The sequence below is a fragment of the Caballeronia sp. LjRoot34 genome, assembly GCF_964253815.1.
In the GTDB taxonomy this organism is placed as follows: domain Bacteria; phylum Pseudomonadota; class Gammaproteobacteria; order Burkholderiales; family Burkholderiaceae; genus Caballeronia.
The window spans coordinates 2142198-2165984 of the sequence record NZ_CAXUSB020000002.1; the positions used below are offsets into that span (position 1 = coordinate 2142198).

19 protein-coding genes are annotated in these 23787 nt (G+C 61.5%); 8 read left to right on the forward strand and 11 right to left on the reverse strand.

Features of this window, described 5'->3' with window-relative positions; genetic code table 11:
* Positions 1-9 precede the first annotated feature (9 nt).
* From ACSQ36_RS29100 to ACSQ36_RS29135, 8 genes are all read right to left on the reverse strand, one after another.
* Positions 10-1236: an NAD(P)/FAD-dependent oxidoreductase gene (locus tag ACSQ36_RS29100; protein WP_436184641.1), complete on the reverse strand. Its 1227-nt coding sequence runs from the start codon at positions 1234-1236 to the stop codon at positions 10-12.
* On the reverse strand, positions 1233-2222 hold the full coding sequence (locus ACSQ36_RS29105; RefSeq protein WP_436184642.1) for a fatty acid desaturase: 990 nt from the start codon (positions 2220-2222) through the stop codon (positions 1233-1235). The genes ACSQ36_RS29100 and ACSQ36_RS29105 overlap by 4 nt, the downstream gene beginning before the upstream one ends.
* A 144-nt stretch (positions 2223-2366) precedes the next feature.
* Entirely contained in the window at positions 2367-3884 is a 1518-nt protein-coding gene (locus tag ACSQ36_RS29110) for a sugar ABC transporter ATP-binding protein (RefSeq protein ID WP_213764562.1), read from the reverse strand.
* A 15-nt stretch (positions 3885-3899) separates the two neighbouring features.
* On the reverse strand, positions 3900-5459 hold the full coding sequence (locus ACSQ36_RS29115; RefSeq protein ID WP_213764561.1) for a xylulokinase: 1560 nt from the start codon (positions 5457-5459) through the stop codon (positions 3900-3902).
* Positions 5460-5511: 52 nt separating this feature from the next.
* Positions 5512-6555, reverse strand: a complete 1044-nt coding sequence (locus ACSQ36_RS29120) for an ABC transporter permease (RefSeq protein WP_436184643.1) — start codon at positions 6553-6555, stop codon at positions 5512-5514.
* Positions 6552-7544, reverse strand: a complete 993-nt coding sequence (locus ACSQ36_RS29125) for an ABC transporter permease (protein WP_213764559.1) — start codon at positions 7542-7544, stop codon at positions 6552-6554. The genes ACSQ36_RS29120 and ACSQ36_RS29125 overlap by 4 nt, the downstream gene beginning before the upstream one ends.
* Positions 7545-7620: 76 nt before the next feature.
* Positions 7621-8916, reverse strand: coding sequence for a sugar ABC transporter substrate-binding protein (locus tag ACSQ36_RS29130; protein WP_213764558.1), 1296 nt, complete (start codon positions 8914-8916; stop codon positions 7621-7623).
* An 80-nt stretch (positions 8917-8996) separates the two neighbouring features.
* Positions 8997-9338: a non-heme iron oxygenase ferredoxin subunit gene (locus tag ACSQ36_RS29135; RefSeq protein ID WP_213764557.1), complete on the reverse strand. Its 342-nt coding sequence runs from the start codon at positions 9336-9338 to the stop codon at positions 8997-8999.
* Positions 9339-9841: 503 nt separating this feature from the next.
* Between ACSQ36_RS29135 and ACSQ36_RS29140 the strand changes: the two genes are divergently transcribed.
* The gene (locus ACSQ36_RS29140) at positions 9842-13021 is read left to right on the forward strand and encodes an EAL domain-containing protein (RefSeq protein WP_436184644.1); all 3180 of its coding nucleotides are present in this window, start codon (positions 9842-9844) and stop codon (positions 13019-13021) included.
* A gap of 108 nt (positions 13022-13129) precedes the next feature.
* Here ACSQ36_RS29140 and ACSQ36_RS29145 read toward each other — a convergent pair whose 3' ends face one another.
* Complete coding sequence (locus tag ACSQ36_RS29145; RefSeq protein WP_436184645.1) at positions 13130-14536, reverse strand: DHA2 family efflux MFS transporter permease subunit; 1407 nt, start codon at positions 14534-14536, stop codon at positions 13130-13132.
* 37 nt (positions 14537-14573) lie between these two features.
* A complete protein-coding gene (locus ACSQ36_RS29150; RefSeq protein WP_436184646.1) occupies positions 14574-15002 on the reverse strand; it encodes a MarR family winged helix-turn-helix transcriptional regulator in 429 nt (142 codons plus the stop codon).
* Positions 15003-15229: 227 nt separating this feature from the next.
* Here ACSQ36_RS29150 and ACSQ36_RS29155 point away from each other — a divergent pair, with 227 nt between their 5' ends.
* The 5 genes from ACSQ36_RS29155 to ACSQ36_RS29175 all read left to right on the forward strand — a co-directional run bounded on the left by ACSQ36_RS29155 (position 15230) and on the right by ACSQ36_RS29175 (position 19584).
* Positions 15230-15556: a hypothetical protein gene (locus ACSQ36_RS29155; protein ID WP_436184647.1), complete on the forward strand. Its 327-nt coding sequence runs from the start codon at positions 15230-15232 to the stop codon at positions 15554-15556.
* Between the two features lie 328 nt (positions 15557-15884).
* Complete coding sequence (locus ACSQ36_RS29160; RefSeq protein WP_436184648.1) at positions 15885-16997, forward strand: ABC transporter substrate-binding protein; 1113 nt, start codon at positions 15885-15887, stop codon at positions 16995-16997.
* Positions 16994-17839 carry an ABC transporter ATP-binding protein gene (locus ACSQ36_RS29165; RefSeq protein ID WP_436184649.1) on the forward strand — a complete coding sequence of 282 codons (846 nt, stop codon included), beginning with the start codon at positions 16994-16996 and terminating at the stop codon, positions 17837-17839. Before ACSQ36_RS29160 ends, ACSQ36_RS29165 begins: the two co-directional genes overlap by 4 nt.
* Positions 17832-18716, forward strand: coding sequence for an ABC transporter permease (locus tag ACSQ36_RS29170; RefSeq protein WP_436184650.1), 885 nt, complete (start codon positions 17832-17834; stop codon positions 18714-18716). The genes ACSQ36_RS29165 and ACSQ36_RS29170 overlap by 8 nt, the downstream gene beginning before the upstream one ends.
* The gene (locus ACSQ36_RS29175; protein WP_436184651.1) at positions 18709-19584 is read left to right on the forward strand and encodes a substrate-binding periplasmic protein; all 876 of its coding nucleotides are present in this window, start codon (positions 18709-18711) and stop codon (positions 19582-19584) included. Before ACSQ36_RS29170 ends, ACSQ36_RS29175 begins: the two co-directional genes overlap by 8 nt.
* 166 nt (positions 19585-19750) lie before the next feature.
* On the opposite strand, the gene ACSQ36_RS29180 is transcribed toward ACSQ36_RS29175, so the two are convergent.
* The gene (locus ACSQ36_RS29180; RefSeq protein WP_436184652.1) at positions 19751-20293 is read right to left on the reverse strand and encodes a hypothetical protein; all 543 of its coding nucleotides are present in this window, start codon (positions 20291-20293) and stop codon (positions 19751-19753) included.
* Positions 20294-20779: 486 nt separating this feature from the next.
* Between ACSQ36_RS29180 and ACSQ36_RS29185 the strand changes: the two genes are divergently transcribed.
* Entirely contained in the window at positions 20780-21733 is a 954-nt protein-coding gene (locus tag ACSQ36_RS29185; protein WP_436184970.1) for an ABC transporter substrate-binding protein, read from the forward strand.
* Positions 21734-21998: 265 nt separating this feature from the next.
* Positions 21999-23684 (forward strand): AAA family ATPase, encoded by a 1686-nt coding sequence (locus ACSQ36_RS29190; RefSeq protein WP_436184653.1) that lies wholly within the window; start codon positions 21999-22001, stop codon positions 23682-23684.
* Positions 23685-23787: the final 103 nt, after the last annotated feature.

The following is a 23787-nucleotide window of genomic DNA, read 5'->3' on the forward strand; positions in this document are numbered from 1 at the left end:
GAGTGGTTATCAAGCGGGGCGGGATTCGGCTTTCGCTGCCTTCACTTTCGGTGTGGGAAGGGCCGCAGGATCGATGTCGGCACAGCTTTGAATCAGCTTTTGGGCCGCGCGCACATCGCGTCCGCAATCCACCCCGATCACGCCACGCAGCGCATTACCTTCCAGGTAATAGATCACGAACGAACCCTGGCCGGGGTTACCACGCAGCACGGATGCATAGCGGTCTGACGGCTCGCCTGCCAACTGGATGTTGCGCCCGAACTGGTCGGTCCAGAACCATGGGACATCGCGAGGCCTGGTTTGCGCACCGCACAGCGCGGCAGCCACTGTGTGGGCATCGTCCTCGGCCTTGCGCCACGATTCGATCCGCGATGTCGCTTGCGTATGCGTCGCGCGCAAACGCGCCACGTCGCCGATCGCAAAAATGTGCGGGTCGTGCGTACGGCACTCGCCGTCGACAAGCACGCCGTTTTCCACCGCCAGCCCCGCCTGAGACGCCAGTTCGTCGTTTGGCTGAGCCCCGATCCCGACCACGATCACGTCGGCCGCGACCCCTGCGCCGTGTTCCATCTCGATCCCATTGGCACGCAAGCGCGTCACGCGGGTGTCGAAACGCAAATCGACGCCGTTGCCAGCGTGGAGCGACGTTATCCACTCGGCGAAACCGGTGGGCAACAGGCGCATAAGCGGCCGCTCGGCCGCTTCGATCACCGTTACGCGCGCGCCCAGTTGTACCGCACTCGACGCAACTTCCAGTCCGATAAAACCCGCGCCGAGCACGGCAACGCGCGCGCCGCGAAGCAAGCGAGGCGCGAGCGCGGCTGCATCGGCAAGCGTGCGAAGCGTATGCACGGGCGCCCCGGCATCGACCTTGCCCGGAAACGCCCGCGCGCGCGCGCCGGTTGCGAGAATCAGCGCGTCGTACGGAACGACTTCACTGCTCGCCAGCCGGACCGCACCGCGACCACGATCGACTTCGACAACCGCATCGCCGAGTGCCAGCTTTACGTCGAGGGCATCCCACTCGCCAGAAGCAACGAGATGCGTCGACTGCGCCGGCGCGATGCCGGTCAGAACCTCTTTCGACAACGGCGGCCGTTCATAAGGCGGGTGCATCTCGTCGCCGAGGACTGTAATGCGTCCGGCAAAACCCAACTGGCGAAGATTGATTGCGGCGCGGCCGCCCGCATGTCCCGCGCCGACGATGACAACTGACTGAGGCAGGTTCACTGTCATGCCGAACCGCCCGTTGACGATTGCCGCGCAAAGCGCCGGCGGACCATGATTTCCCGGATGATCTGCGAATGCACTTCTATATAGCCATTCGCAACGCAGTGGAGATGCGGACGCATTTCCTTGTGCAGCCGCGCCAGCGCATGAAACGGCACCGATGACGCCACGTGATGCTCTGCATGAAACGGCATGTTCCAGTACAGCGTGCGAAAAATCGGATTGGCGAGCGTGGTGCGGGTGTTGGCCAGGAGGTCGGGACTTTCGTCGGCGCCGGTATGCTCGGCCATGCGGATCGCCCGCAGCACCGGTTCGCCGAAAAAGCGCGGCAAAAGCCAATAGATCACGACAGCCCATGAATGGAGCGCGATGGAAACCGCCGCGACGACGAGGTATAGCGCAAGCGTCAGGACAATCTCGCGGCGGACGCGGCCGACATCGCTTTGCGGAATGAAACTGCGCTCCACCGCCGTGAACCGGCCGGTAAGGCCACGCCAATAAGTCCCCACCATTTTCGGCCAGAACGACGCGCCGAGTATCAGCAAGACGTACTCACGAAGTGTCGATGGAAACGGCACGATGTCCGGATCGAGACGCTCATGTTGCGTGTATGTGTGATGCGCCGTATGCCGGTACTTGAAGTACAGGAACGGCCGCATGCTCACTACCGCTGCGAACATGCCCACTGCCGTGTTGAGCCAGCGCGAGCGAAACGCGGTGCCGTGCGAGCACTCATGCAAGGGTGCAAACAGCAGCACGATGATCGCGCCATGCAGCACGGTTGCAGGAATGACCCAGAGCGTTCCCAACGACAAATAAATCAGGCAACCCGTGAACAACAGCGTGCCGAGGTGAGCCGCCAGATGCAGCAAGCCGGGCACGTTGCTGCGTTCGCGCAGGGCCTTGAGGCTCTTCTTCGGCACCATGGCTCCGCCGGTCAGCGGCCATTCCTCACTGCCCAGTCTGTTTGCGTTCAATCCATCGGTTGTCATTCATCCACCCGCGAGACATTTGATTTCGATTCCGCCGGCTGCGTTCAACGCATCCGGCGCCATTGATGTCATCGTAGGGATCGGCTTGCTTTCTGACCAATTCATTGTTTGAACGCACCCATTGATGAAGCTGGGGCACGGCGCTCAGATCGCCTGCACCGCGCTCACGGCACAATGCGCGATGGCCTCGGCGTCGAAATCCGCGCGCGCGAAGTGACCCGTTACGCGCCCGCGGCTCATGACCACGATGCGGTCGCATAGCGCCATCAATTCAGGCAATTCGCTCGATACGAGCAAGATGCCCTTGCCTTCATCCGTGACCGATTGCAGCGCCTCCCAGATCTGCGGCTTGCCACCCACGTCGACCCCGCGCGTGGGCTCCTCGACAACAAAAAGCCGTGCGTCGCGTGCCAGCCACTTGCCGAGAACGACCTTCTGCTGATTACCGCCGGACAAATTGACCACGCCGCGGTTCGGGTCCTTCGCCTTGATCGCGAGCCGTTCGATCAGGCCCCGGCTGAGCAGGTCGCGCCGCCGCCGCGACACCAGCCCGACGCGCGTCAGGCGCCGCAAAGTCGTGAGCGCGAGGTTGTCATGCACGGACATGGTCGGAACGAGGCCTTCCGCCTTGCGATCGGCCGGCAGGTACGCGAGTCCGTAACCCACCGCGCGCCGTGGCGTAGTCAGCTTGCGGACCACGCCGCCGATGCGGATCTCACCGTGATCCACGCGCTGCAAGCCGAACAGGGCGCGAATTACCGACTCCCGTTCGCATCCGAGCAGGCCCGCGATCCCTACAATCTCCCCCTCCCGCAGCTCGAGCGACACTTCGCTGAAACGCCCTTTCGCGCCGAGCCGATCCACTTCGAGCAGCAAGGCGCCGGGCGCACGAGCACGGCGCGGTGGAAAGCGCTCGCCGAGTTCGCGGCCGACCATCGCCTGAACCAGTTGCTCGGGTGTCGTGCCGGCCGCGCTGAAGCGCGCGACAGACTTGCCGTCGCGCAGCACGGTGATGCGATCCGCGATGCGCAGCACTTCTTCAAGCCGGTGTGACACATATATGATGCCCAGACCTGCCGTGCGCAGACGATCGAGCATGCCGAGCAACGTATCAACGTGCTCGCTCGTGAGGGAGGCCGTCGGTTCGTCGAGAATCAGCAAGCGCGGCTTTGACGCAAGCGCCTTGCAGATTTCCACGAGTTGCTGCTGGCTCAGGCCCAAAGACGACACGTGCGCCCTGCAATCGATCGCAACGTGCATCATGCTCAGCAACTGCCGGGCACTCTCTTCCATCTGCTCGGTGTCGATATTGCCGAGCCGCGAACGTGGTTCGTTGCCAAGAAAGATATTCTCCGCGACCGTCATGTTCGGGCACAACGCGAGTTCCTGATGCACGAGCACAACACCGTTGTTACGTGCCGCCGCAGGCCCGTCGAGCGTCAGCGCCATGCCATCGAGGCGCATTTCGCCATGGTCCGGGCGCTGCAGACCATTCATGATCGCGAGCAGGGTCGACTTGCCCGCGCCGTTCTCGCCCACGAGCGCGTGCACCTCGCCTGCACGAATGTCGAAACTGACTTCATCCAGAGCGACGACGCTTCCGAACTGCTTGCGGATGCCCGCGACCTCGAGGAGCGGCGGCGGCTGAGTGGACGTGGACATGAGCGGTTCCATCGATCAATGCTCCTGTCCGATCCGATAGCGCTCAAGCAGCGCGCGATGATCGTCCATCGAACCGCGCAGGTTCTCGTAGACCTGACCCCAGAGCCCGAAAAATTCGTCATATCGTTCGTGGATTTTCGCGTCTGGTTCGATCGTTTCCCGAATCCTGACTATCGCCTTGACCGGCGTCACCGGGTCCGGGTAAATGCCCGCGCCGACACCCGCCAGAATCGCATCGCCAAATGGCGCCGCCTCGCCAATATCGGGAATGGCCAGCGGCAGGTTGACCACGTTCGCGGTGATCTGCGTCCACAGGCGGCTCTTGGCCGGACCGCCATTGAGGATCAGGCTGTCGAGCTTGACGCCCGCCTGCTGCGCGATCTTCACGTTCGAATAGAGGTCGAACGCCACACCCTCTACGAGCGCACGAATGAAATGGCCTCGCGTGGTGTCGGGGCGCACACCAAAAAACGTGCCGCACGCGTTCGAATTCCAGTTGGGGGCGAGCGAGTTGCCAAGGTAAGGCAAATACAGCAGGCCGTCGGCGCAGGGCGCAATGCGCGCGGCCTCGGCCGTGAAGAGGTCGAACACATTCTGACCGATACGTTCGGCCAGCCTCCATTCGTAATCGCCGAACTGATCGCGGAACCACTTGAGCGAGGCGCCGGTGAACGCCATGGGCGCGTCGAACATCGTGAGGCCGGGCAGGACGTGCGGCCACTTCAGGATGCGGAATTCGTCGACCTCCTGTTCTGTCGGAATCATGATGCCGAGATTCGAGCCGGTGCCCATCGAGTAATACGCCTGGCCCGCTTCGGTCACGCCCGCACCAAGTGCCGCCGAGCTGATATCAGTGCCGCCCGCTACAACCGGCGTGCCGGCACGCAAGCCGGTTTCGGCCGCTGCCTGGCGCGTCACCTCGCCTACCACTTCGTGCGAACGGTAGATGCGCGGATATTTATCGATAGGAATGCCAATCGCTGCCGCAACGTCTTCGTTCCAGCACTCGCGCCGGTAGTCGTAGGGATAAAACAGGCCCGCATCCCCTGTATTTATCGAAAATGTACCGGTCATCTTGAACGTGCAATAGCCCGTCGGCGAGACGAATTTATGCGTCGCGTTGAAAATGTGCGGCTCGTGCTTTTTGATCCAGAGCGCCTTCGGCTCGATAAACCACGGCGCGATCCGGTTGCCGTTATTCCGGTTGATGGTTTCCTCGCCCACACGTTCCCGAATCTCGGCGCATTCGCGCTCCGAGCGCGCGTCCATCCAGATCGGTGCGGGACGCAACGGCTTGCCGTTCTGATCCACAGGCAGCGTGACGCCCACCAGGCCCGACATGGCCACGCCGCGAATGGCGTCGGCGAACGCACCCTGCTCCAGGCACGCGCGGATAGCCGCGCTCACCGCGCCCCAGTAGTTGTCAGCTTCCTGTTCCGCCCAACCCGGCCGGGGATGGAACAGCGGATGCTCACGCGACGCGTGCGCGACGATCCTGCCGGTGTCCGTATCCAGGATCGTCGCCTTGACGTTGGTCGTGCCAATATCGATGCCGAGGGTGAGATTCGCCGCCATGTTTCGTCTCCTTAAGTTGTTGTTTAGACCAGCTCCACCGCTGGACGGGTTCCTAGCGTGCGCCGCGCCGCAGCCATTGAACCAGCGCCACCGCCACGATCAGCACCACGCCCACGATCAGGTTCTGGTACCACGCGCCGACACCCCACATGTTCAGGAGGCTCAGGCCGATCGCAAAGATAAGACCGCCGCACAGCGTGCGGAACGGCGAGCCGTAGCCGCCCGCGAGGCTCGTACCGCCGAGCACAGCAATCGCGATCGCATTGAGCTCATAGCCATTGGCGAGCGGTGCGTCGACCGACATGAGCCGCGAAGTGAACAATACGCCGGCGCAGGCAGCGCAAAGACCGCTTGCGACATAGACCAGCACGATCCACCCGCGCACGTTGATGCCGGCGAAGCGCGCCGTCTTTTCATCGCCGCCAATCGCATAAATGCGCTTTCCGATCACGTGCATGTGAAGCAGCCACGCGAGCACCAGGAAAAGCACGAAATAGGCGACCGTGCCAAGCGGAATGCCTAGAAGATGCGCTTCGCCAAGCCATTGGTACGCGTCTGAACGCACATAGAATGCGTGACCGTTGGTCAGCGTGTAACTCAACCCGCGCAGCGCGCTCAGGCTCACCAATGTCATGACGAACGGCGCGACCCGCCCGTAGGCAACGCCCACGCCGTTGACGAGACCCGCGAGCGCGCCGAGCAAGAGTGTGAGTCCGATCAGCGGCAACGCGGGCCCGACATACGTCCCACCGCGGGCGATCATGCGGATATCGAACTGTGCGCCGATCAGGGACATCAACTGGATCGCGCCAATCACACTGAAAATCATCACGGCCGCCACCGACAGGTCGATGCGTCCGGTCAGCAGCACGAGGGTCATGCCCATCGCGAGAAATCCGAACACCGCGACATCACGCATCAGCGTGTCGAGGTTGGCGGGGCTGAAAAAATACTCCGATGTGAAATACGCCAGCACGAGCAACGCAACCAGCAGCCAGATCAGAGGCTGCGCGATAACCGCCCGCGCCGTCTGCCTTACCGGCAGTCCGAGGGAACGGCGCGCGGCGCGGCGTTCGGTATCGAGAATGCTGCTCATGCTTCACGCTCCTTGCGCTGCAGGCTATCCGGAAGCACCACGGCGAGAATGACGCCGGCGGTGACGATCTGCTGCAAATAGCTGCTCATGCCCAGCATGTTGAGCGCATTGTTCATGGCGCCGATAATCAATGCCGCTACCACCATGCCGCCTATCGTGCCGCGGCCGCCGGCAAGCGATACGCCGCCAAGCGTCGCTACCGCGATCACGCTCAGTTCGATGCCATTGAACGCCGCCGGGTCAATATAAGAAAGGCGGGCACTTTCCAGCATGCCAGCGAGCGCGGCCGCAGCGCCGCTCAGTGCGAAAACGAGCAGCTTGATCCCGTCGACATTCACGCCTGAAAGCGCCGCAGCGCGCGGATTGCCGCCTGCGGCGTAGAGCGCGCGGCCAAACACGGTGTGGCGCGTGGCAATCAGCGCGAGCACGACCGCCACGATCAGGATGAGGATCGGCACGGGAACGCCAGCTATCGATCCGCGTCCCAGCCAGAGGAAACCCTCCAGCTTCGACGGGAAGATGGCCTGGCCGCCCGAGAGCAAGTTAGCCAGCGCGCGGGAAATGCCGAGCGACCCGAGTGTGACTATCAGCGAAGGCACCCGCAACACGGTGACGCACAGGCCGTTGATCAGGCCAAGACCGATGCCGGTTACCAGCGTAGCCGCCAGCACGGCGGCGACCGATCCGCCGGGCACGAACTGCCCGCCGACCACCCCGGCCAGCACGGCGATACCGCCTACCGACAGGTCGATTTCGCCTGCCAGCAGCACCAGAGTCATGCCGAGCCCCATTACGCCTACGGTCGATACCGCCAGCAGCACGATCCGCAGATTGTCGCTACTGACGAAGCGCGGATTGATCAGATAGCCGGCGATAACCAGCAGCGCGAGCAGCCCGAGCCGTGGGAGCGCCGGCGCCATCGCGTGGCCGCCTTGCTGCCGCTTGCGAGCCGGGGCTGGGGCCGCCGCCGGTAGAGTGGGCTGATTCATATTTGTCTCCTGCAAATGTCCGTGGCACGCCCGCTAACCGATGCATGCGTGCCACGGACGGTGCTTCAGCGAAGTCTCATTTTCCCGGGCCGTAACCGTAGGGCCATTCGTCCGGAGTCACCGTCTCAATCCCGCCGATCTTCATCTTCGTCTTCGTGATCATCGGAAGGTTGGGCGTGAGCACCAGCTTGGGCGGCGCCTGTTTGATGAGGCCTTCCTTGAAGCCGATATGCTCGAGGACGACACGCACGCCGAGATCGCCGATCAACGGTGTGTAGGGCGCGACCATGTCGATGTTGCCATCCTTCACTTCCTTGAGGACCTCGTTCGCGTCGTCGTCGGCGAGAATCACCAGTTTCTTGCCGCCCGGGCCGCTGTTGAGACGCTTGGCCTCCCGGATTGCATCGAGCGCGCCCATGGCTTCCTCGCCTCCGGCGTTGAACACCACGGAGATGTTCTTGTACGCCTGCAGCGCATCCGCCGTCGCCTTGAATGCAAGCGTACGATCGCTGTTCACCTGATATGACGCAAGAATGTGATAACCATTGCTCTTGCCAATGGTTTGCAGGAACGCGCCGGAACGGATCGCGTCAGCGGTGCTGCCAAGATCCTTGCGGTTCATGATGAGCTCGCCCTGGCCGCCCGTCGCCTGCTGGAGATAGATGCCTTGCTGAACCCCGTTCGCGTAGAAGTTGCCCATCACTTCCGAACTGATCTTCGTCGACGATGTCCGCCGGTCCACGCTGACCACCGGAATACCGGCAGCGATTGCACGGTCCACGGGCGGACCCATCGGCGCTTCCCGATTCGGCCAGAGCACGATGCCGTCATACTTCTTCGCGATCCAGCCGTCGATGACCTGCGACATGCGGTTATCGTCGAACTGCGCATCGACTATATCGATCTGCACGTTCGGATGACGTGCAGCTTCCCATGCGGCGGTGTCGGCCAGGCTCATCAGCCAGGGGTTGTTGAAGCCGTGAAAGACGAAACCAATTCGATACGTCTTCTTGGGATTGAGCACCGGGCCATCGGGCAGCGGCATGTAGTCGGTGAACGGCGCCTTGATCGTGACCTTGCTGTAATGACCTGTGAAGGTCGCGCCCATCCCGACTTTCCATACATAGCCCAGCGCAAGATTGCCCACCGGGTAGTCGGCCAGATAGTCCGCGAAACCGTCCTTGTCGAAGAGCTTCTTGACGTCCGGATTCGTCATTGAAGCGCTCGTCACGCCGCTATATTGCTTGATGACCCCGTTTAGCTGGGTGTGCACGGATTCCTGCGCGCCTGCGTTGACGCTTGCGAACGACACGCACGCGTAGCCGGCCAGCGCTGCGGCCATGCGCACCGCACTGTTTTTATAGCCAATCATTGTTGTGCTCCTCCATGCTTCGATGGAATGCCGCCGGATCGGCGGTCTGTGTTTATGTGTATTTCCATAAAATCTATTGCTTAGTTTTCCTCCTTTATTTCTATTTCGGCGAAAACGTGTCCATCCTCGACCCGGGTCGCGAACGTCTTTAAATTCTCGGTGACGGGCGGCGACATCGCGCGTCCGGTGGGAATGTGGAACAGTCCCTGGTGCAACGGGCATTCGACCGTCTCACCGTCAATATATCCATCCGACAGATGCGCGTAAGCGTGGGTGCAGATATCACTCGTCGCATAAAACGTCCCGTTCACGTTAAAGACCGCGATACATGTGCCGGCTGCTTCGCAACGTTCCACATCGCCATCTTCAATATCCTCCGCGCGCGCAAGTTTGATCCATTGCGTCGAATTGCCTGCTTGCAAACAACCTCCTTGTGAGTCGGTTTCGTGTTGAATCGATGCTAATTGCGACCGTTACCTGGAGAAAATTCATTATTTGAATGAGCCCATTGACGCACTGGAGGTCGGCCGGCCACCCGCTTGACGTCGAGCGGTCACGATTAACGCGGTAAAGGCCATCGGGATAAACACTCCCGGTTCAGTGAAGAGGAATGCGGCGTTGCGCCAGCAGAGGCGCGACTTTCATGAGGTGAAGCCGACAGCGTGGCGAGTGCTTCATTACCGTTACGCGGACACCCCCACGGCAAGCCTTGCGAGCGCTCGCACCATCGTGTCGCGTTTCCGGCACCGTCTTGGGGAGTTTTAAGCACAGGCTAAAGAAGTCGTTCAACCGGTCGATAGCATGAACAGGGAGTTTCCTCGACCGGACCTGACCCAGGTCCGACGTTCCCCGCACGGAGAAACGCAGTGAAACGTCTGACTTATGACAGCCGGGGAGAAAGCTTCGCGGTCGAGCGGCAGCGCTCATGAAACGTAACCTGTTCTTCCGGTTTCTTGCGCGGCTTCGCGTCGGCCGCAAGCTGCTGCTGATCTATCTGCTCGACCTGAGCGCAGTGCTGTATATCAGCGGCATCCTGATCCACGAGAAGTACATCGCGATCGACTTCTCCGACAAGGAGCTGATCGGCAACGCCTACGTCGCGGCCGCGCACGACGCGCTCATCGACTTTGCACTCGCGGGGGCCGGGCAGCCGCAGACGGCGGCCCAATTGCAACGCACAGCGAACCGCCTCGCCGACGCGGAGCGCCTCTATGGCGCGAACATGCAGAGCGCCGAGCTCAATGCGCGTGTGCTGGCCGTGCTCGCGGCCAGCACGGCGGCGCATGCGAGCACCGCAACAGCGGACGGCGGCCTCGAGGCGACGCGCGAACTGGTGACGCGGGTCGGCAACCAGTCGAACCTCATTCTGGATCCGGACCTCGACAGCTACTACTCCATGTCGCTGTCCATCCTGCGCTATCCAGAACTGCTCAACGACGTCAACCGGATCGGCCGCCACCTGCACGATGCCGGCGCGAGTCATCGCGCCGCACCGATGAGCCGTGACGAGATGCGCACCCGCTACCTCGTGCTGGAAGGGCAGCTCGACGCCGTATTGCAGGGGCTGCGTTCCGACTACGCGGAGGCTTCCGCTGCGAACCCCTTGCTGGCAGGGACGATCGGACCACCAGTCGGGCGCATGCTGGCCGCGATCGACGCGTATCGCCGTGTAGCCGGTGCCGCGGTCGATGCCGGCTCGAATGTGGACACGCTTGCCGCGCTCGATGCCGCGCAGCAGCGCGTGGTAATGAGCGTGAGCGACGCGTGGAGTGTGACCGCCAATCAGCTCGAAACACTGCTGCATGAGCGCGTGCGTGGCCTCTTTGAGCGCATGTGGCTGCATCTCGGCACGGCGCTATTCCTGCTGTGCGCGATCCTGAGCATGGTGTATTCCGTCGCACAGCAGATTTCGCGGCCACTGCGCCAGCTCGCGCGCGTGATGGACACGGTGCGGCGCACGGGCGACCATTCGCTGCGTGCCAGCTGGCATAGCCAGGACGAGATCGGACAGCTTGTGCGAGGCTTCAACGACATGCTCGCGCAGCTCGACCGCGAGCGCGACGTGCAGAAGGAACTCGCGGCGACAGCACGCGCGTCGGCCGCGCAGCATGCGCTCGTCGAGGCGACCCCTGTGCCGATGGTCGTCACGGCGATCCCCGGGCACGAAGTGCTGCACGCGAACACGCCCGCGCTCTACTGGTTGAATGGCTGCACGGTCGACCCGTGGGCCTTCGGTCTCGACTCGGAGGTTCGCGCGCGTTTCTTCCAGCAACTCTCCGACCGCGAGGCCGTCGACGAATTCGAGGTGCACTGGAAGGCCGCGAGCGAACCCACCTGGGCCATGCTGTCAGCGCGGCGCTTCAACTTCCAGGGACGTGACGCCGTGCTGACCGCGTTCACGCCGATCAACCAGATCAAGCTGATGGAGCAGCGCCTCGAGCTGTGGGGCAAGGTGTTCGAGGCGTCATCCGAAGCAATCCTGATTCTCGATGCGCAGCGACGGCTCGTGACTGCCAACGCGTCGTTCTATCGTGCGACGGGGTATCGTGCCGACGACGTGGCAGGCAAGGAACCCGCTTTCCTTTTCGGCGCGCAGGAGCACGACGACATTTTCCCGACCGTTATCGATTCCGTCGATCGCCTGAGCGCATGGCATGGCGAAGCGCACGTGCGGCGGCGCGCGGGCAGCGACTATCCGGCATGGCTGATGCTGAGCGCGGTGCGCGACCGGCGCGCGAACCTGTCCCACTACATCTGTACGCTGATCGACATCACGGACCGCAAGAAGAGCGAGGCGCGCATCCAGTTCCTGGCCGAGCACGACGTGCTGACGGAGCTGCCGAACCGCGAGCTGTTCGTGAAGCGCCTTGGCGTCGCGCTCGGCAACGCGCGCCGCACGGGGCAGCGCATCGCGGTGCTGTTCATCGATCTCGACCGCTTCAAGAACGTCAACGATTCGCTGGGCCATCACATCGGCGACAACCTTCTGCGCTCAGTCTCGCGGCGCCTGTTGCAGGCCGTGCGCAGCAAAGACACGGTTAGCCGGCTCGGCGGTGACGAATTCACGGTGATCCTGAACGGCGTCAGCAACGCGGCCGACGTCACGCGCACGATCGATGAGCGTTTGCTGCCGCTCGTGCGCCAGCCGCACGAACTCGGCGGCCTCACGCTGCAGGTGTCGTGCAGTATCGGCGTGGCGCTTTTCCCCGACGACGGCGAGGACATCGAGACGCTGATGCAGAACGCCGACGCCGCGATGTACCAGGCGAAGGCCGCGGGACGCAACCTCGTCAAGTTCTTCGCGCCCGACATGGCCGAACGCGCCCGCTACCGGCTGACGCTCGAAGCGTGCATGCGCACCGCGATCGAGACGCACGAGTTCCGGCTCGAGTACCAGCCGTGCGTCGATGCGCACACGGGCGAACTGGTGGCCGTCGAAGGGTTGCTGCGCTGGAACAGCCCGCAGATCGGCAAGGTGTCGCCCGCGCAGTTCATTCCGGTCGCGGAAGATACGCGGCTCATCATTCCAATCGGCGCGTGGGTGATAGACGAAGCATGCCAGCAGATCGCCGCGTGGGATGCAGAAGGACTGATGCCGCTGCGCGTCTCGATCAACCTGTCAGCGATCCAGTTGAGCGGGCCGGACCTGATCGGGACGCTCGCGGACAGTCTCGCGCGGCATCGCGTGGACCCGTGGCGCCTCGAACTCGAGATCACCGAGACCGTGCTGATGGACAACGCGGAGAACTATCTCGCCACGATCAACGCGATCCGCGCGCTCGGGGTCAAGTTATCGCTCGACGATTTCGGCACCGGTTACTCAAGCCTCAGCTATCTGAACCGCTTTCCGCTTGATCGGCTCAAGATCGATCGTGCGTTCGTGCTCGACATGCTCGATGCCCCGGCGGATCTCGCCATCATCCGGGCGATCATCGAGCTCGGCCACGAACTGGGGCTGCGCGTGGTCGCCGAGGGTGTCGAGAGCGAGCATCAGGCTCGCATCTTACGCACGATCGGTTGCGACGAGCTGCAGGGCTTCCTGTTCTCGAAGGCGTTGTCGCCTGCCGATTTGTGGTCCTGGACCAACACGCGCGAGGTGGCGTGAGCGGCGCGGCAGCTTCTTTCGTGGCGGTGGGGTGGTACGGATTCAGGAGAAGGCAGGAGGGTAGTCGCGGCATTTGCGGCCAATCCGGCAGCGATAAACCGTGAACGCTCACGCTTCTGACGCGCGATGTATTCGTAGCGGAAGGAGCGTTGCCGCCCCGAAAGCTAACAAATGAAAACAGGAGAGCATCACAAAGGCCATCAGGAATTGCCGTGGCTGAGCGTTCGCCGGCTTGTGCATCGTCAACGAAATCACCACGGCCAGGAGCGTGGTCGCAACCGGACCGCCGACCCTTTGTGCAATGTTCAACGCGGTGTTCGCGACGGCGAGCCGCGCTTTCGGGATCGACGAATACGCCGCCGATATCGACGGTATGCTGATCGTTCCCTGACCCGCCCCGGCCAGGAAAAGGCTGACCACGGCCCACGCAACCGAGAACTGATGTCCTGTCATCCAGAGGAACGTGATCGTGCTCAGGAAAGCCAGCAACGCACCGCCCGCCGAGACCGCGCGGCAGCCATATCTTTCTGTCAGGAATCCCAGAAGTGGAAACGAGCACATCATGCCGACACCCGTCGACGCGATGATCCAACCCGCTTGCGCGGCGGGCAACCCACAGCCTGCGATCAGGTACAAAGGAACGACAAGTTGCCGGCCAAACAAAATGCCGTTGGCGAAAAACTGCGTGGCGGCGGCGACAGAGAAAGTCCGGTCCGCAAAGATCCGCACGTCGATCAGTGCCGAACTGCCCTTGCGTTTCGCGTGCCGCAAGAATCCCGCAAGAAACACGGCGCCAGCGAGCAGAACCCATCGTCCCTCTGTGTGCGACGCATTTTGAAGCCCGTAGATGAGCGCAACGAGGCCAGGTGAAATCAGCGCGAAACCGAGGAAATCGAACGGGCGCTTTTGTAGAGAGATGGCGTCGCCCGGAAGCAGCAAGAAAGCCAGCCCGACACCGAGAATGCCGACCGGTACGTTGAGGTAGAACAGCCAGGACCACGTGGAAACGCCAAGAATCGTCCCGGCCAATACCGGACCAAGGATGGGACCAAGCAGAATAGGCAGGGCGGTATAGCCCATCACACGCGCCATGTTTTTCCCTGCCACACGCGCAATCATCATCTGTGTCATAGGCGCCAGCACGCCGCCCACCAGTCCCTGGAAAACGCGGGCACAGATCAGCTCGCCCATGGTTCGGGACGCCCCGCATAGAATAGAGGCCAATGTGAATGTCGCGAAGCCGATGATGTAGAGGCGCTTCGCGCCGATACGGTCCACGAGCCAACCGTTGAGCGGCAGCATCAGCGCCATTGCGAGCAGGTAGCCGCTGATGATCCATTGCGCAGTCGCAATCGACGCGTCAAGTGTGTGACTGATGGTCGAGAGCGAAACGTTGACCACGGTGGAGTCGAGTTGCGTCATGAACGGCCCGATCACGGCGACGAGGGCCACTTTCCAGACAGACGGATCAATCCCGCCAGGCGCGTTGGCGCTCTTCTTCATCTCGTTTTTCATTCGCTTTTCATTGACTCTTCATTCACTCTTCAGTCGCCTATTTCTCGGCCAGCCTCTTGATGATCCCGGCAGCCTTGAACAGCATGTCTCGCTCCTCTGCATCGAGTTCCGCGATCACCTGCGATAGCCACATCTGCTTCGCCTCGCGATTTTTCTTGCGTAACCGAACACCTTTCGGCGTCAACGCGATAAGCATCTGCCGCCCGTCGGTAACATGCGGCGTGCGTTTTACGATGCCCATTTCCTCGAGCGAGGTAATGGTCGTTCCCATCGACTGCGGCTTCATCCCTTCGGCGCGCGCGAGTGCCGCGATAGTGGCGGGCCCGTCATTAGCCAGCCGCGACATGACGACAGATTCCGTCATCGAGAGCTCACTCGCATGGGATTCGTTGCGGGTACGCCGTACGAGCAGTCCTACTGCTTGCATCAAGTCGATGACGGCTTGCTCGAAAGTCCTGGTAGACATGATTTTTCAAACGCGGTCGGGTTGAGTGTGTGTCAAGGATGAATGTCATCAGTCAAACTTGCAAGATAAACTTGCAAGTTTGACTGGTTAATGCGAATCTTGACCTGTGCGTTGGCCGGCCGTCGGCATGATGAATCGGCAGGTGGGCCACGGACCACATTGACCACCCGCTTCGCGGCATAAGGCGGTCTCAACAAACACTGTTATGACAATTGGAGAGCCATCAGATGTCCTGGTATCACTACCTTTCCTACTTCCTGGGCGGAGCGGTTGTTGCCAACGCGATTCCACACGTCGTAAGCGGAATGATGGGGCGATCTTTCCAGAGTCCATTTGCCACGCCATCGGGCAAAGGGTTGTCCTCGTCAACTGTTAATGTCTTGTGGGGAGCGTTCAACGTTGCGCTGGGGTACCTTCTGATCTACCGGGTTGGAAGTTTCGATATACGCGTCACGGCGGACGCCGGCACCGCGGGTCTCGGTGCGTTGTTGATGGCGATCTTCGCCGCCCGGACGTTCGGGCGGTTTCATGGTGGCTTCCCTGCCGCCAAATAACGGGCTAGGTGCGTGGCTGAGCGTGTCGGCCCCGACCTGAAGGTCAGACCACGGTGGTAGCTGGCAGCCAGGACGTTGACAGTGTTGACGCAAGCGACCGGTTACACGAATGCTTCCGGCACGTAAACAGTTTCGCCCCATTCCCGGAAGAGTCGGCACCTTACGGCAACCTGCATGTTTCCTGCTATCGAAAGAATTTTTAATTAGTTAGGCGCGGGACCCGCAAAAGCGAAAATCGTCTTTGGCTCAGGTTGCGAACATGCGCGCTTTTATGCGCAGCCGCGTTCGTGCCTGAAGATTTCGCCGCTTCCTTTTGCCAGGTATCCCGATGCTCTCTACCCCGACCCGGTCCCGCCTGCGTGACCGCACGATCTCCATTGCCGTCGCATCGATCGCGGCGTCGCTGCTGCTCCTCCAGAGCGGCTGCAATTCCCGCGATGGCGCCCCGAGCGTCGCGTCCACAAGCGGTGCGCAAGCCCAGAACGTGACGTATTTCAAGTATCCCGACAATCCGGCATTCGACCTCGTTTATCTGGCGGACAAGCTCGGCTACTTCGACGGTACGAGTACGCGTCCAAAGTATGTCGGGAAGGTATCGGCGCCGCAGATCATTCCGCTGGTCGGCACGGGTGAGATCGACTTCGGTACACGCATGGTGCCGCTCGTCATCTCCGCAATCGCCAGCGGCGCCGACATCAAGGTCATTTCCGCCGGCGGCGAGACCCTGCCCGACGCACCGCACATGAAGTACTTCTCGCGCAAGGACTCCGGCATCACGCAGCCCAAGGACTTCGAAGGCAAGACGGTCGCGTTCAACAGCTTCGGCGCGTGCGCTGAGTTCGTCACGAAGAAATACCTCTCGCAGCATGGCGTGGATGTGTCGAAGGTGAACTGGCTGGTCGTGCCCGACAATCAGTCCCAACAGGCGCTGGTCACGAAGAACGTCGACATCGCGATCATTCATCCGCCGTTTTCCGGCGCCGCCGAACATGACCCGCAGCTTCACAAACTGTGGAGCGACTGGGACGAGGATCACGGCCTGGGCGGGATGGCGCCGTACAGCGTGAACGGTGCGTTTGCGCGTGCTCATCCGCAGGCGGTACGCGACTTCGTGACCGCCATTGCCAAGGCGGGGAACTGGGTCAACGCGCATCCGGACGAAGCGCGCAAACTGACGGCCGAGCGGCTCGGGATCGATGTCGACGTGGTCGAACGCTATGCCTATGTCAAGGACCTCGTCGTCACCACCCCGCCGATCCAGTATTACATCGACATCCTCGAACAAGCCGGCAAGATTCCGAAGGGCAAGGTCAAGGTCGAAGACGTGTACACCAACGAATACAACCCGTACGCGCAGCCACCCGCACGCGCGAATGCGCCCACGGGCTTGAGCAAGTCCGCATCGGCCGCGCCGGGTCACGACGCGGAAGCGGCATCGTGAGCAGCGTTTCAACGCACCGCGACAAGATCGTCGCCGAGCATCTTGGCCTGACCTATGTTGACCAGGGAACGCCGGGGCAGGCGCGCAGGAATGCCGTGCTCCAGGATTTCAACCTGTCGGTGCGCGAAGGAGAATTCCTCTCGGTGCTGGGACCCAGCGGCTGTGGCAAGTCGAGCCTTCTCAACATACTCGCCGGACTCGTCCCGCAGACCACGGGCGATGTTCGCATCGACGGACAGATTCTGAGTGGCGTCAGCCGAAAGCTGGGGGTCGTATTCCAGGGATATGCGCTGTTCCCCTGGCGCACGGTCATCGAGAACGTGGAAATCGGCCTTGAGATCCGCGATGTAAAACGCGCGCAACGCCGCGAGCAAGCCGCGCACTTTCTTTCGCTGGTCGGATTGCAGGCGTACGGCAATCATTATCCGCACCAGCTTTCCGGCGGCATGCGTCAGCGCGCGGCCATTGCACGAGCGCTCGCCTACGGACCCGAAGTCCTGCTGATGGACGAGCCCTTCGGTGCGCTCGACGCCCAGACCCGCGAGACGCTTCAAAGCGAACTGCTTACCATCTGGGAGAAAAGCGCCAAGACCGTGGTCTTCATCACCCACAGCATCGATGAAGCAATCTTCCTCTCCGACCGTGTAGCAATCATGACGCGCGGTCCTGGCCGGGTGAAGGCGATCATCGACATTCCCCTGCCTCGGCCACGCGACGACACCGTGCGTAATTCAGCTCAGTTCCTGGAGTTGCGGCAGCGCGCGTGGGCGTTGCTAAAGACCGAGGTCGCCGAGACGCGCAGCACGACCGAGCGCGAAGATACGAGGACCCTCAATGCCTGATCGATCTTCCGCGACGGCCGCCCTCCCCGCCAGCGAGCAATTCGCTTCCGACACCGCCGCCTCGCAATCGAAAGAACCTGCGCGGGCCGCAGCGTTTTCACGCGTGCGCGCTCACGCCGTGCGCCTCTTCGAGCGCAGCGTCGCGCTGGTTGCGTTCCTGCTGTTGTGGGAATTTCTGCCACGCGCCGGCATCGTCAACTCGGCCTATCTCAGTCCACCTTCCGCTGTCCTGGTTGCAATCGCGCATCTCTTCGAAAGCGGCGAAGTGTGGAAGCATCTTGGCAGCAGTGCGTTTCGCTCTATCGCGGGCTTGTTGCTCGCCGTGGCGGCCGGGATCATAGGCGGCTTTTTGCTGGGCTGGTTCCGTCGCGCTGAACGGATCGCCGATCCGCTTTATCAATTGTTGCGACAAGTCTCCGCATTCGCACTGTTCCCTGTCTTCATGCTCTTTCTGGGCATAGGGGAATCGTCGAAGATAGCGATCATCGTGTGGGCCGCATTCTGGCCTGTGCTGCTCAACACCCTGTCCGGCGTCAAGCAAGTGGAGCGGATCTTTATCGATTGCGCACGGTCGATGGGCGCCAAGCAAGGATTCATATTTGCCAAGGTGATCTTGCCGGCAGCCTTGCCGCAAATACTGACCGGCATCAGGCTTGCCGGTGCGTACAGCATCACCGCGCTGGTCGCCGCCGAGATGATCGGCGCCCGCTCGGGGCTGGGTTTCTACACGCTCAACTCACAGGAAACATTCCAGATCCCCGATATGTACGCAGGCATCGTATTGCTTGCACTCTTCGGATTGCTTATCAACTACGGCCTCTCGTTGCTTGAGCGCAAGCTGCTGCGCTGGCGCGTCGGCATTGCACAAAATGGCTAGCGACGGAGCCGGCGCCGGTACGCTCGGTCCGCGCTATGGGACGAGGACGCGCAATCGTACGGCCGTTTTTCTGCTGGTGCTTGTGTGTATTGGCGCGGTATTGAGCCGGTTCGTCACGCTTGAAAAACCGTTCGCGGCCGCCAGCCTTCGCGGCCGGCTGATTGTCGCGGTGCCGCCCCGGCCCGCCCCTGTGTTGACGGTCGGGCACGTGGACCGCACGCTGCGATCGCCTGATCCTTTCTCGGCTGCATTGGCCGCGGATCTCGGACGGCGGCTGGGACTGCCCGTCGATCTGTTGCTTAGCGAGCCCGATGCTGCTGCGGTCGCGGTTGCAACTGGCAAGGCCGATGCTGCAATCGACGGCTTGCCGTTCCAGCCGGGTTCTACGCTATCTTTCTCACCCGTCTCCTATGCGAGCGGCCGCGGACAAGCGCTGGTCCTGCGTCACGGAAACGTACACGACTGGGCGGCCTTGCGCGGAGGCTCGATCTGCACGTCGACAGGTAATGCTTACGGCCCCCGAGCCGCGCGGCTCCATAACGTGCGTCTAATTACCTACGACCGGCCACTCGACGCGCTGCTGGCGTTCCAGGCCGGCGAATGCACCGCCCTGGTCGACGATGAGCTCGTCATCAAGTCGCTGTTGAAGCAGCCCGACTGGAGCTATTACAGCGTGCTCCCCGGCAATATCGATCCAACGCCCTCGTTCATTGCGACGCCGGGCGGCGATGCGGCAAGCATGCGGTTCGTCGATGCCACCATCCGCGAGTGGCGCCAGAGCCGATGGCTGACGACAGCGCGCGAAAGCGTGGCGAAGCAGCTCGCGTTCGACATGTTCATCGCCGAGAACGACTTGTACTGTCATTGACTTGATGCACCGCTCAAGGTCTTAGAAACTATCCGGTCACCGGCTGCTATCCCAACGGCCAGACCGTGCCTTCACCCGAGGGGCCACTCGGCTTCAAACCGGGAGTTCACTCAGATACTCCGCTCCGGGCTGACATGCGTACGTCGTCACCCACCCTCCCGGCATGTCATCCGGGATCTGCCGGGAGAAGCCTCATGCCGTGAATCTCGCAGAAAACCCGCTGACGCAGTTCAACCGTCGCGCAGGGATGCGTCATCAAGGCCCAGTAAGTGCCGGGCAGATCGCGATCCTGTTGTCTGGCTCCCCAGATCTCGTACAGTTCGCACACGTCTGTCACCTCGCCAAAACGCGCCAACATCGCGCTCCACCGATGGTCGAGCGCCTCATGCAGGATATCGGCAGCGGCTCCGCCTTCGGCGGCAAGCTGGACAGCGGCGTGATGCACTTCGAAATCACTGCGGCCACGCCAGCCGGGTCCGCTGAAATAACGAACGATGCCATGCAGCACCGGGCCGCTGAGACAGGTTCCAAGGACCGAGCAGTGGAAATGCGGCTCCAGTTCAGCTAACCGGAGACGCCCGTCGCCCGCGTCGGCAATCGGGCCGTCTTCTGGATTTCCTTGATCGGTTGATCGATTGTTCCGTGCCAGACGGTACGTCGCACAATCGTCCGCCGGCGTCTGGGCACGCGGATGTGGCATACCATGCATCGGGACACCTCTCATCGGATAATCAGCGCAGATCCAACGCGTGACGGGCCGCAAAAGATGGCTGGCTTCGTCGTTTCGTAATATACAGCCAAATATAACGTCTTGTCCCTTGTCCTGCTGCCTGGATAACCCGCCGCAGTCGAGAGCCCGACCGCGCGCGGGCGCCGCTCCCTGCACAAGAGCAGTACAGTGAGCAAACAAACCCGCCGAGCGCGAGAAATCCTGGTGGCGGGAATGGCGACGGCTGTTGAAAACACATGCACCCGAGCGTATATGCATATTCCCAAACGTCATTTACCCGGTACATATTGTGGCCTGTAGACTACCCGGCAATTATCGGTGTCGCCTGGAGTGCTTGTGCGCCTCGGCCGCCCGCATAACAATTCACGAACTGGCACAAAGCATCGCGATAAAGATATGAAAAATGGTATCCGGGGTTCAGTGGTCAAGCGTCTGGCGCATGCCATGGTTCTTTGCGGCGCGGCAATGCTCGCGTGCACGGCGCATGCCGAGGGCAAGATCAGCATCGCGCAGCAATTCGGTATCGGGTATCTGATACTCGACGTCGTCCAGGATCAGCACCTGATCGAAAAATACGGCAGGCAGCAGGGGCTGGACATCAAGGTCGAGTGGCGCACCATTTCCGGCGCGACAGGCATGAATGAAGCACTGCTCGCCGGAGCCCTGGACGTGGTGTCGGCGGGCGTGCCGCCCATGTTGACCGTCTGGGACCGCACCCGTGGCAAACAGAACGTCAAGGCGGTCGCAGCGCTCGGCTCCATGCCCAATTATCTGCTGACCAACAACCCCAACATCAAGACACTCAAGGACTTCACCGACAAGGACCGCATCGCCGTGCCGGCGGCGGGCGTCGGCTTCCAGTCGCGTACCCTGCAGATCGAAACCGCCAGGGTCTTCGGCGACAGCGACTACAAACGATTCGACACGATCTCGGTCAGCCTGCCCCATCCAGATGCGACCGCCGCGCTAATCGCAGGCCACACGGAAATCGACGCGCATTATTCGAGTCCGCCGTTTCAGTACCAGGCACTGGAGCATTCCAACATCCATAAGGTGCTGAGTTCCTATGACACACTGGGCGGTCACGCCACGTTCAACGTGCTGTACAGCACGCAGAAATTCCACGATGAAAATCCAAAGACGTACCGCGCCTTCTATGACGCGCTGGCGGAGGCGGCCCGCATCATCAATAGCGACAAGAATGCCGCCGCTGCAGCCTATATTCGCGTAGAGCATTCAAACCTGCCGTTGGCGCTAGTCCAGAAGATCGTCAACGATCCCGAAATCGAATTCACGATTTCCCCGCAGCGCAGCTTCGTCTACGCGAGCGAGCTCAACCGGCTCGGTGTCTTGAAGAACAAGGCAACGTCATGGAAGGATTACTTCTTCCCCGAGGCGTATGTCTTGCCGGGTAGCTGAGACCCTGCGAATCGCCCGTCGTTTTCCCGGCCGCAGATCGCCGCCGCAGCGCCGGGTCGGACTCCTGAACTGAAGCCAGCCGGCTCCGGCTTTAGACGCGGCACCCGACCCGTATCTGCCGGTATCCTGCCCGTCCCACCCCACCGACTTCCCTCAATCGACGCACGCCCTTGATCTGGGTCAAGCGGGCCTACGCTGGAAACGCGCGAAATGGAGTGATGGCGCGGCATGAAAAGCCGCGTGAAAATCTCTCAGGGCGGTCACCATGACAGCACATAGCTCGATGCGCGAAAGGAAAGCGACGCATGAATGGCGGTTGATCGATACGGCACTGCGCCGCTCATGTACATATCGACATCCTGCCGGACAGATCCGCAGAATCGAAACGCATATATCGGTGATCTATCTGGCCGGGAGACACGCATACAAGGTCAACAAACCGGTGACGCTCAGCTTTGCCGATTTCACGCGGCTGACAACGAGACAGCATTGCTGCGAAGCCGAAGTACGGCTGAATCGGCGCCTCGCCAAGCGTCTCTATAGAGGCGTGATGCCACTCAGCCGAGTTGGACGTACCGCGAGGCTTGGCGGAGACCGATGCGTGATCGGCTATGCGGTGCACATGAAGCGTTTCAAGGACGGCTGCCTGTTCTCCGATCTGGTGAACGCGAATCGGCTGGGCGACAAAGCAATCGAATGTGCAGCGGAGCGTATCGCCGGTTTTCATCAGTCCATTCCGGCGCTTGCGCCCCGGCGAGAATACGGATCCGCGCCTTTGTTCCACACACAGGTGAACGCTGTTCTCGACGGACTCGAAGGCGCTGGTGTGGGGGTTCCATCGGCCATACGCGCGTGGTGTCACTCAGAGCTTGAACGACTGGCGGATGACATCGAAGAACGCCGGCGCCAGGGCTTCGTTCGTGAATGCCATGGCGACCTGCACCTCGATAACCTGGTTCAAACAGGACGCGACGTGCTCGTCTTCGATTGCATCGCCTTCAGCGAATCGCTGCGCTGGATCGACGTGATGAACGACGTCGCGTTCCTCGTCATGGATTTGCAGGCGCACAAGCGGCCCGACCTGGCAGCCCGTTTCCTGAACCGATGGCTATTTTTGACCGGCGACTTTTCAGGGCTACGCGTCCTGCGGCTTTATGTGGTGTATCGCGCGCTGGTGAGAACCTTGGTCGAAACCCTGAAGACACGCGGCGACCCATCGGCGCAGCGCGCCCGTTGTTACCTCGACTGTGCGATCGAGGCAATCCAGCCGCAACATGCAACGCTTCTGCTGTGTCATGGCCTTTCAGGATCAGGCAAGTCAGTGGCAACGGCAGAACTGGCGCCGTTCATCGGCGCGGTCCGGATTTCAAGCGATGCCGAGCGCAAACGTGATCGGCCGCTTCAGGCCGCCGGGGACAAAACCCTGCCACGGACCGCCTACACACACGCCGCGATCGATGCTCACTACACCAGGCTCCGCACTCTGGCCAGCCGGGCGATCGAGGATGGCTACAGTGTCATCGTTGACGCAAGTTTCCTCAAACATGACCATAGGCAGCGCTTTTTTGAGCTTGCCCAAGCGTTGTCAGTCCCGGTGCTTATCCTCGACTTCCACGCGTCCACCACCAGTTTGTTCCGTCGTATCAGGGAACGGAAATTGGACCCGCAAAGACTCAGCGATGCCGACGAGCAAGTCCTCGTGAAGCAACTGGCGAATGAGGATCCGCTGCTACCGGAAGAATGCGCGCGAACGCTGTTCTTCGACACCGATGTGCCCCAGACCAGGTTCGGCGAGCGCGCGTACTGGAAGCCGCTACTTTCATTTTCAAGCTCACGCGTGACGCTGCACACCGTTCATCCCGTTCATCCTGTTGAGCCGACCGCAAGCGCGCACATGAGGCCAGACGCAAGCTTGACTTGCATCAGCCATGCGAGTGCTGCAAATGCCTAGACTTCGCGAAGACCGTCGAGTGCTGCCTCGCGCCCGGTTGCAAAGATTCTAGAGTGCAGGAACGCGCCGCAACTGATGCTTTAATTCCTCACCCGAACCGGTG

Excerpts from the sequence above, each read along its gene's own strand:
- ACSQ36_RS29190 (WP_436184653.1), top strand. The coding sequence starts at position 21,999 with ATGACAGCACATAGCTCGATGCGCGAAAGGAAAGCGACGCATGAATGG.
- ACSQ36_RS29155 (WP_436184647.1), top strand. The coding sequence starts at position 15,230 with ATGTCCTGGTATCACTACCTTTCCTACTTCCTGGGCGGAGCGGTTGTT.
- ACSQ36_RS29170 (WP_436184650.1), top strand. The coding sequence starts at position 17,832 with ATGCCTGATCGATCTTCCGCGACGGCCGCCCTCCCCGCCAGCGAGCAA.
- ACSQ36_RS29100 (WP_436184641.1), bottom strand. The coding sequence starts at position 1,236 with ATGACAGTGAACCTGCCTCAGTCAGTTGTCATCGTCGGCGCGGGACAT.
- ACSQ36_RS29125 (WP_213764559.1), bottom strand. The coding sequence starts at position 7,544 with ATGAATCAGCCCACTCTACCGGCGGCGGCCCCAGCCCCGGCTCGCAAG.
- ACSQ36_RS29115 (WP_213764561.1), bottom strand. The coding sequence starts at position 5,459 with ATGGCGGCGAATCTCACCCTCGGCATCGATATTGGCACGACCAACGTC.
- ACSQ36_RS29185 (WP_436184970.1), top strand. The coding sequence starts at position 20,780 with ATGCTCGCGTGCACGGCGCATGCCGAGGGCAAGATCAGCATCGCGCAG.
- ACSQ36_RS29110 (WP_213764562.1), bottom strand. The coding sequence starts at position 3,884 with ATGTCCACGTCCACTCAGCCGCCGCCGCTCCTCGAGGTCGCGGGCATC.
- ACSQ36_RS29105 (WP_436184642.1), bottom strand. The coding sequence starts at position 2,222 with ATGACAACCGATGGATTGAACGCAAACAGACTGGGCAGTGAGGAATGG.
- ACSQ36_RS29150 (WP_436184646.1), bottom strand. The coding sequence starts at position 15,002 with ATGTCTACCAGGACTTTCGAGCAAGCCGTCATCGACTTGATGCAAGCA.
- ACSQ36_RS29130 (WP_213764558.1), bottom strand. The coding sequence starts at position 8,916 with ATGATTGGCTATAAAAACAGTGCGGTGCGCATGGCCGCAGCGCTGGCC.
- ACSQ36_RS29180 (WP_436184652.1), bottom strand. The coding sequence starts at position 20,293 with ATGCATGGTATGCCACATCCGCGTGCCCAGACGCCGGCGGACGATTGT.
- ACSQ36_RS29160 (WP_436184648.1), top strand. The coding sequence starts at position 15,885 with ATGCTCTCTACCCCGACCCGGTCCCGCCTGCGTGACCGCACGATCTCC.
- ACSQ36_RS29175 (WP_436184651.1), top strand. The coding sequence starts at position 18,709 with ATGGCTAGCGACGGAGCCGGCGCCGGTACGCTCGGTCCGCGCTATGGG.
- ACSQ36_RS29120 (WP_436184643.1), bottom strand. The coding sequence starts at position 6,555 with ATGAGCAGCATTCTCGATACCGAACGCCGCGCCGCGCGCCGTTCCCTC.
- ACSQ36_RS29140 (WP_436184644.1), top strand. The coding sequence starts at position 9,842 with ATGAAACGTAACCTGTTCTTCCGGTTTCTTGCGCGGCTTCGCGTCGGC.
- ACSQ36_RS29145 (WP_436184645.1), bottom strand. The coding sequence starts at position 14,536 with ATGAAAAACGAGATGAAGAAGAGCGCCAACGCGCCTGGCGGGATTGAT.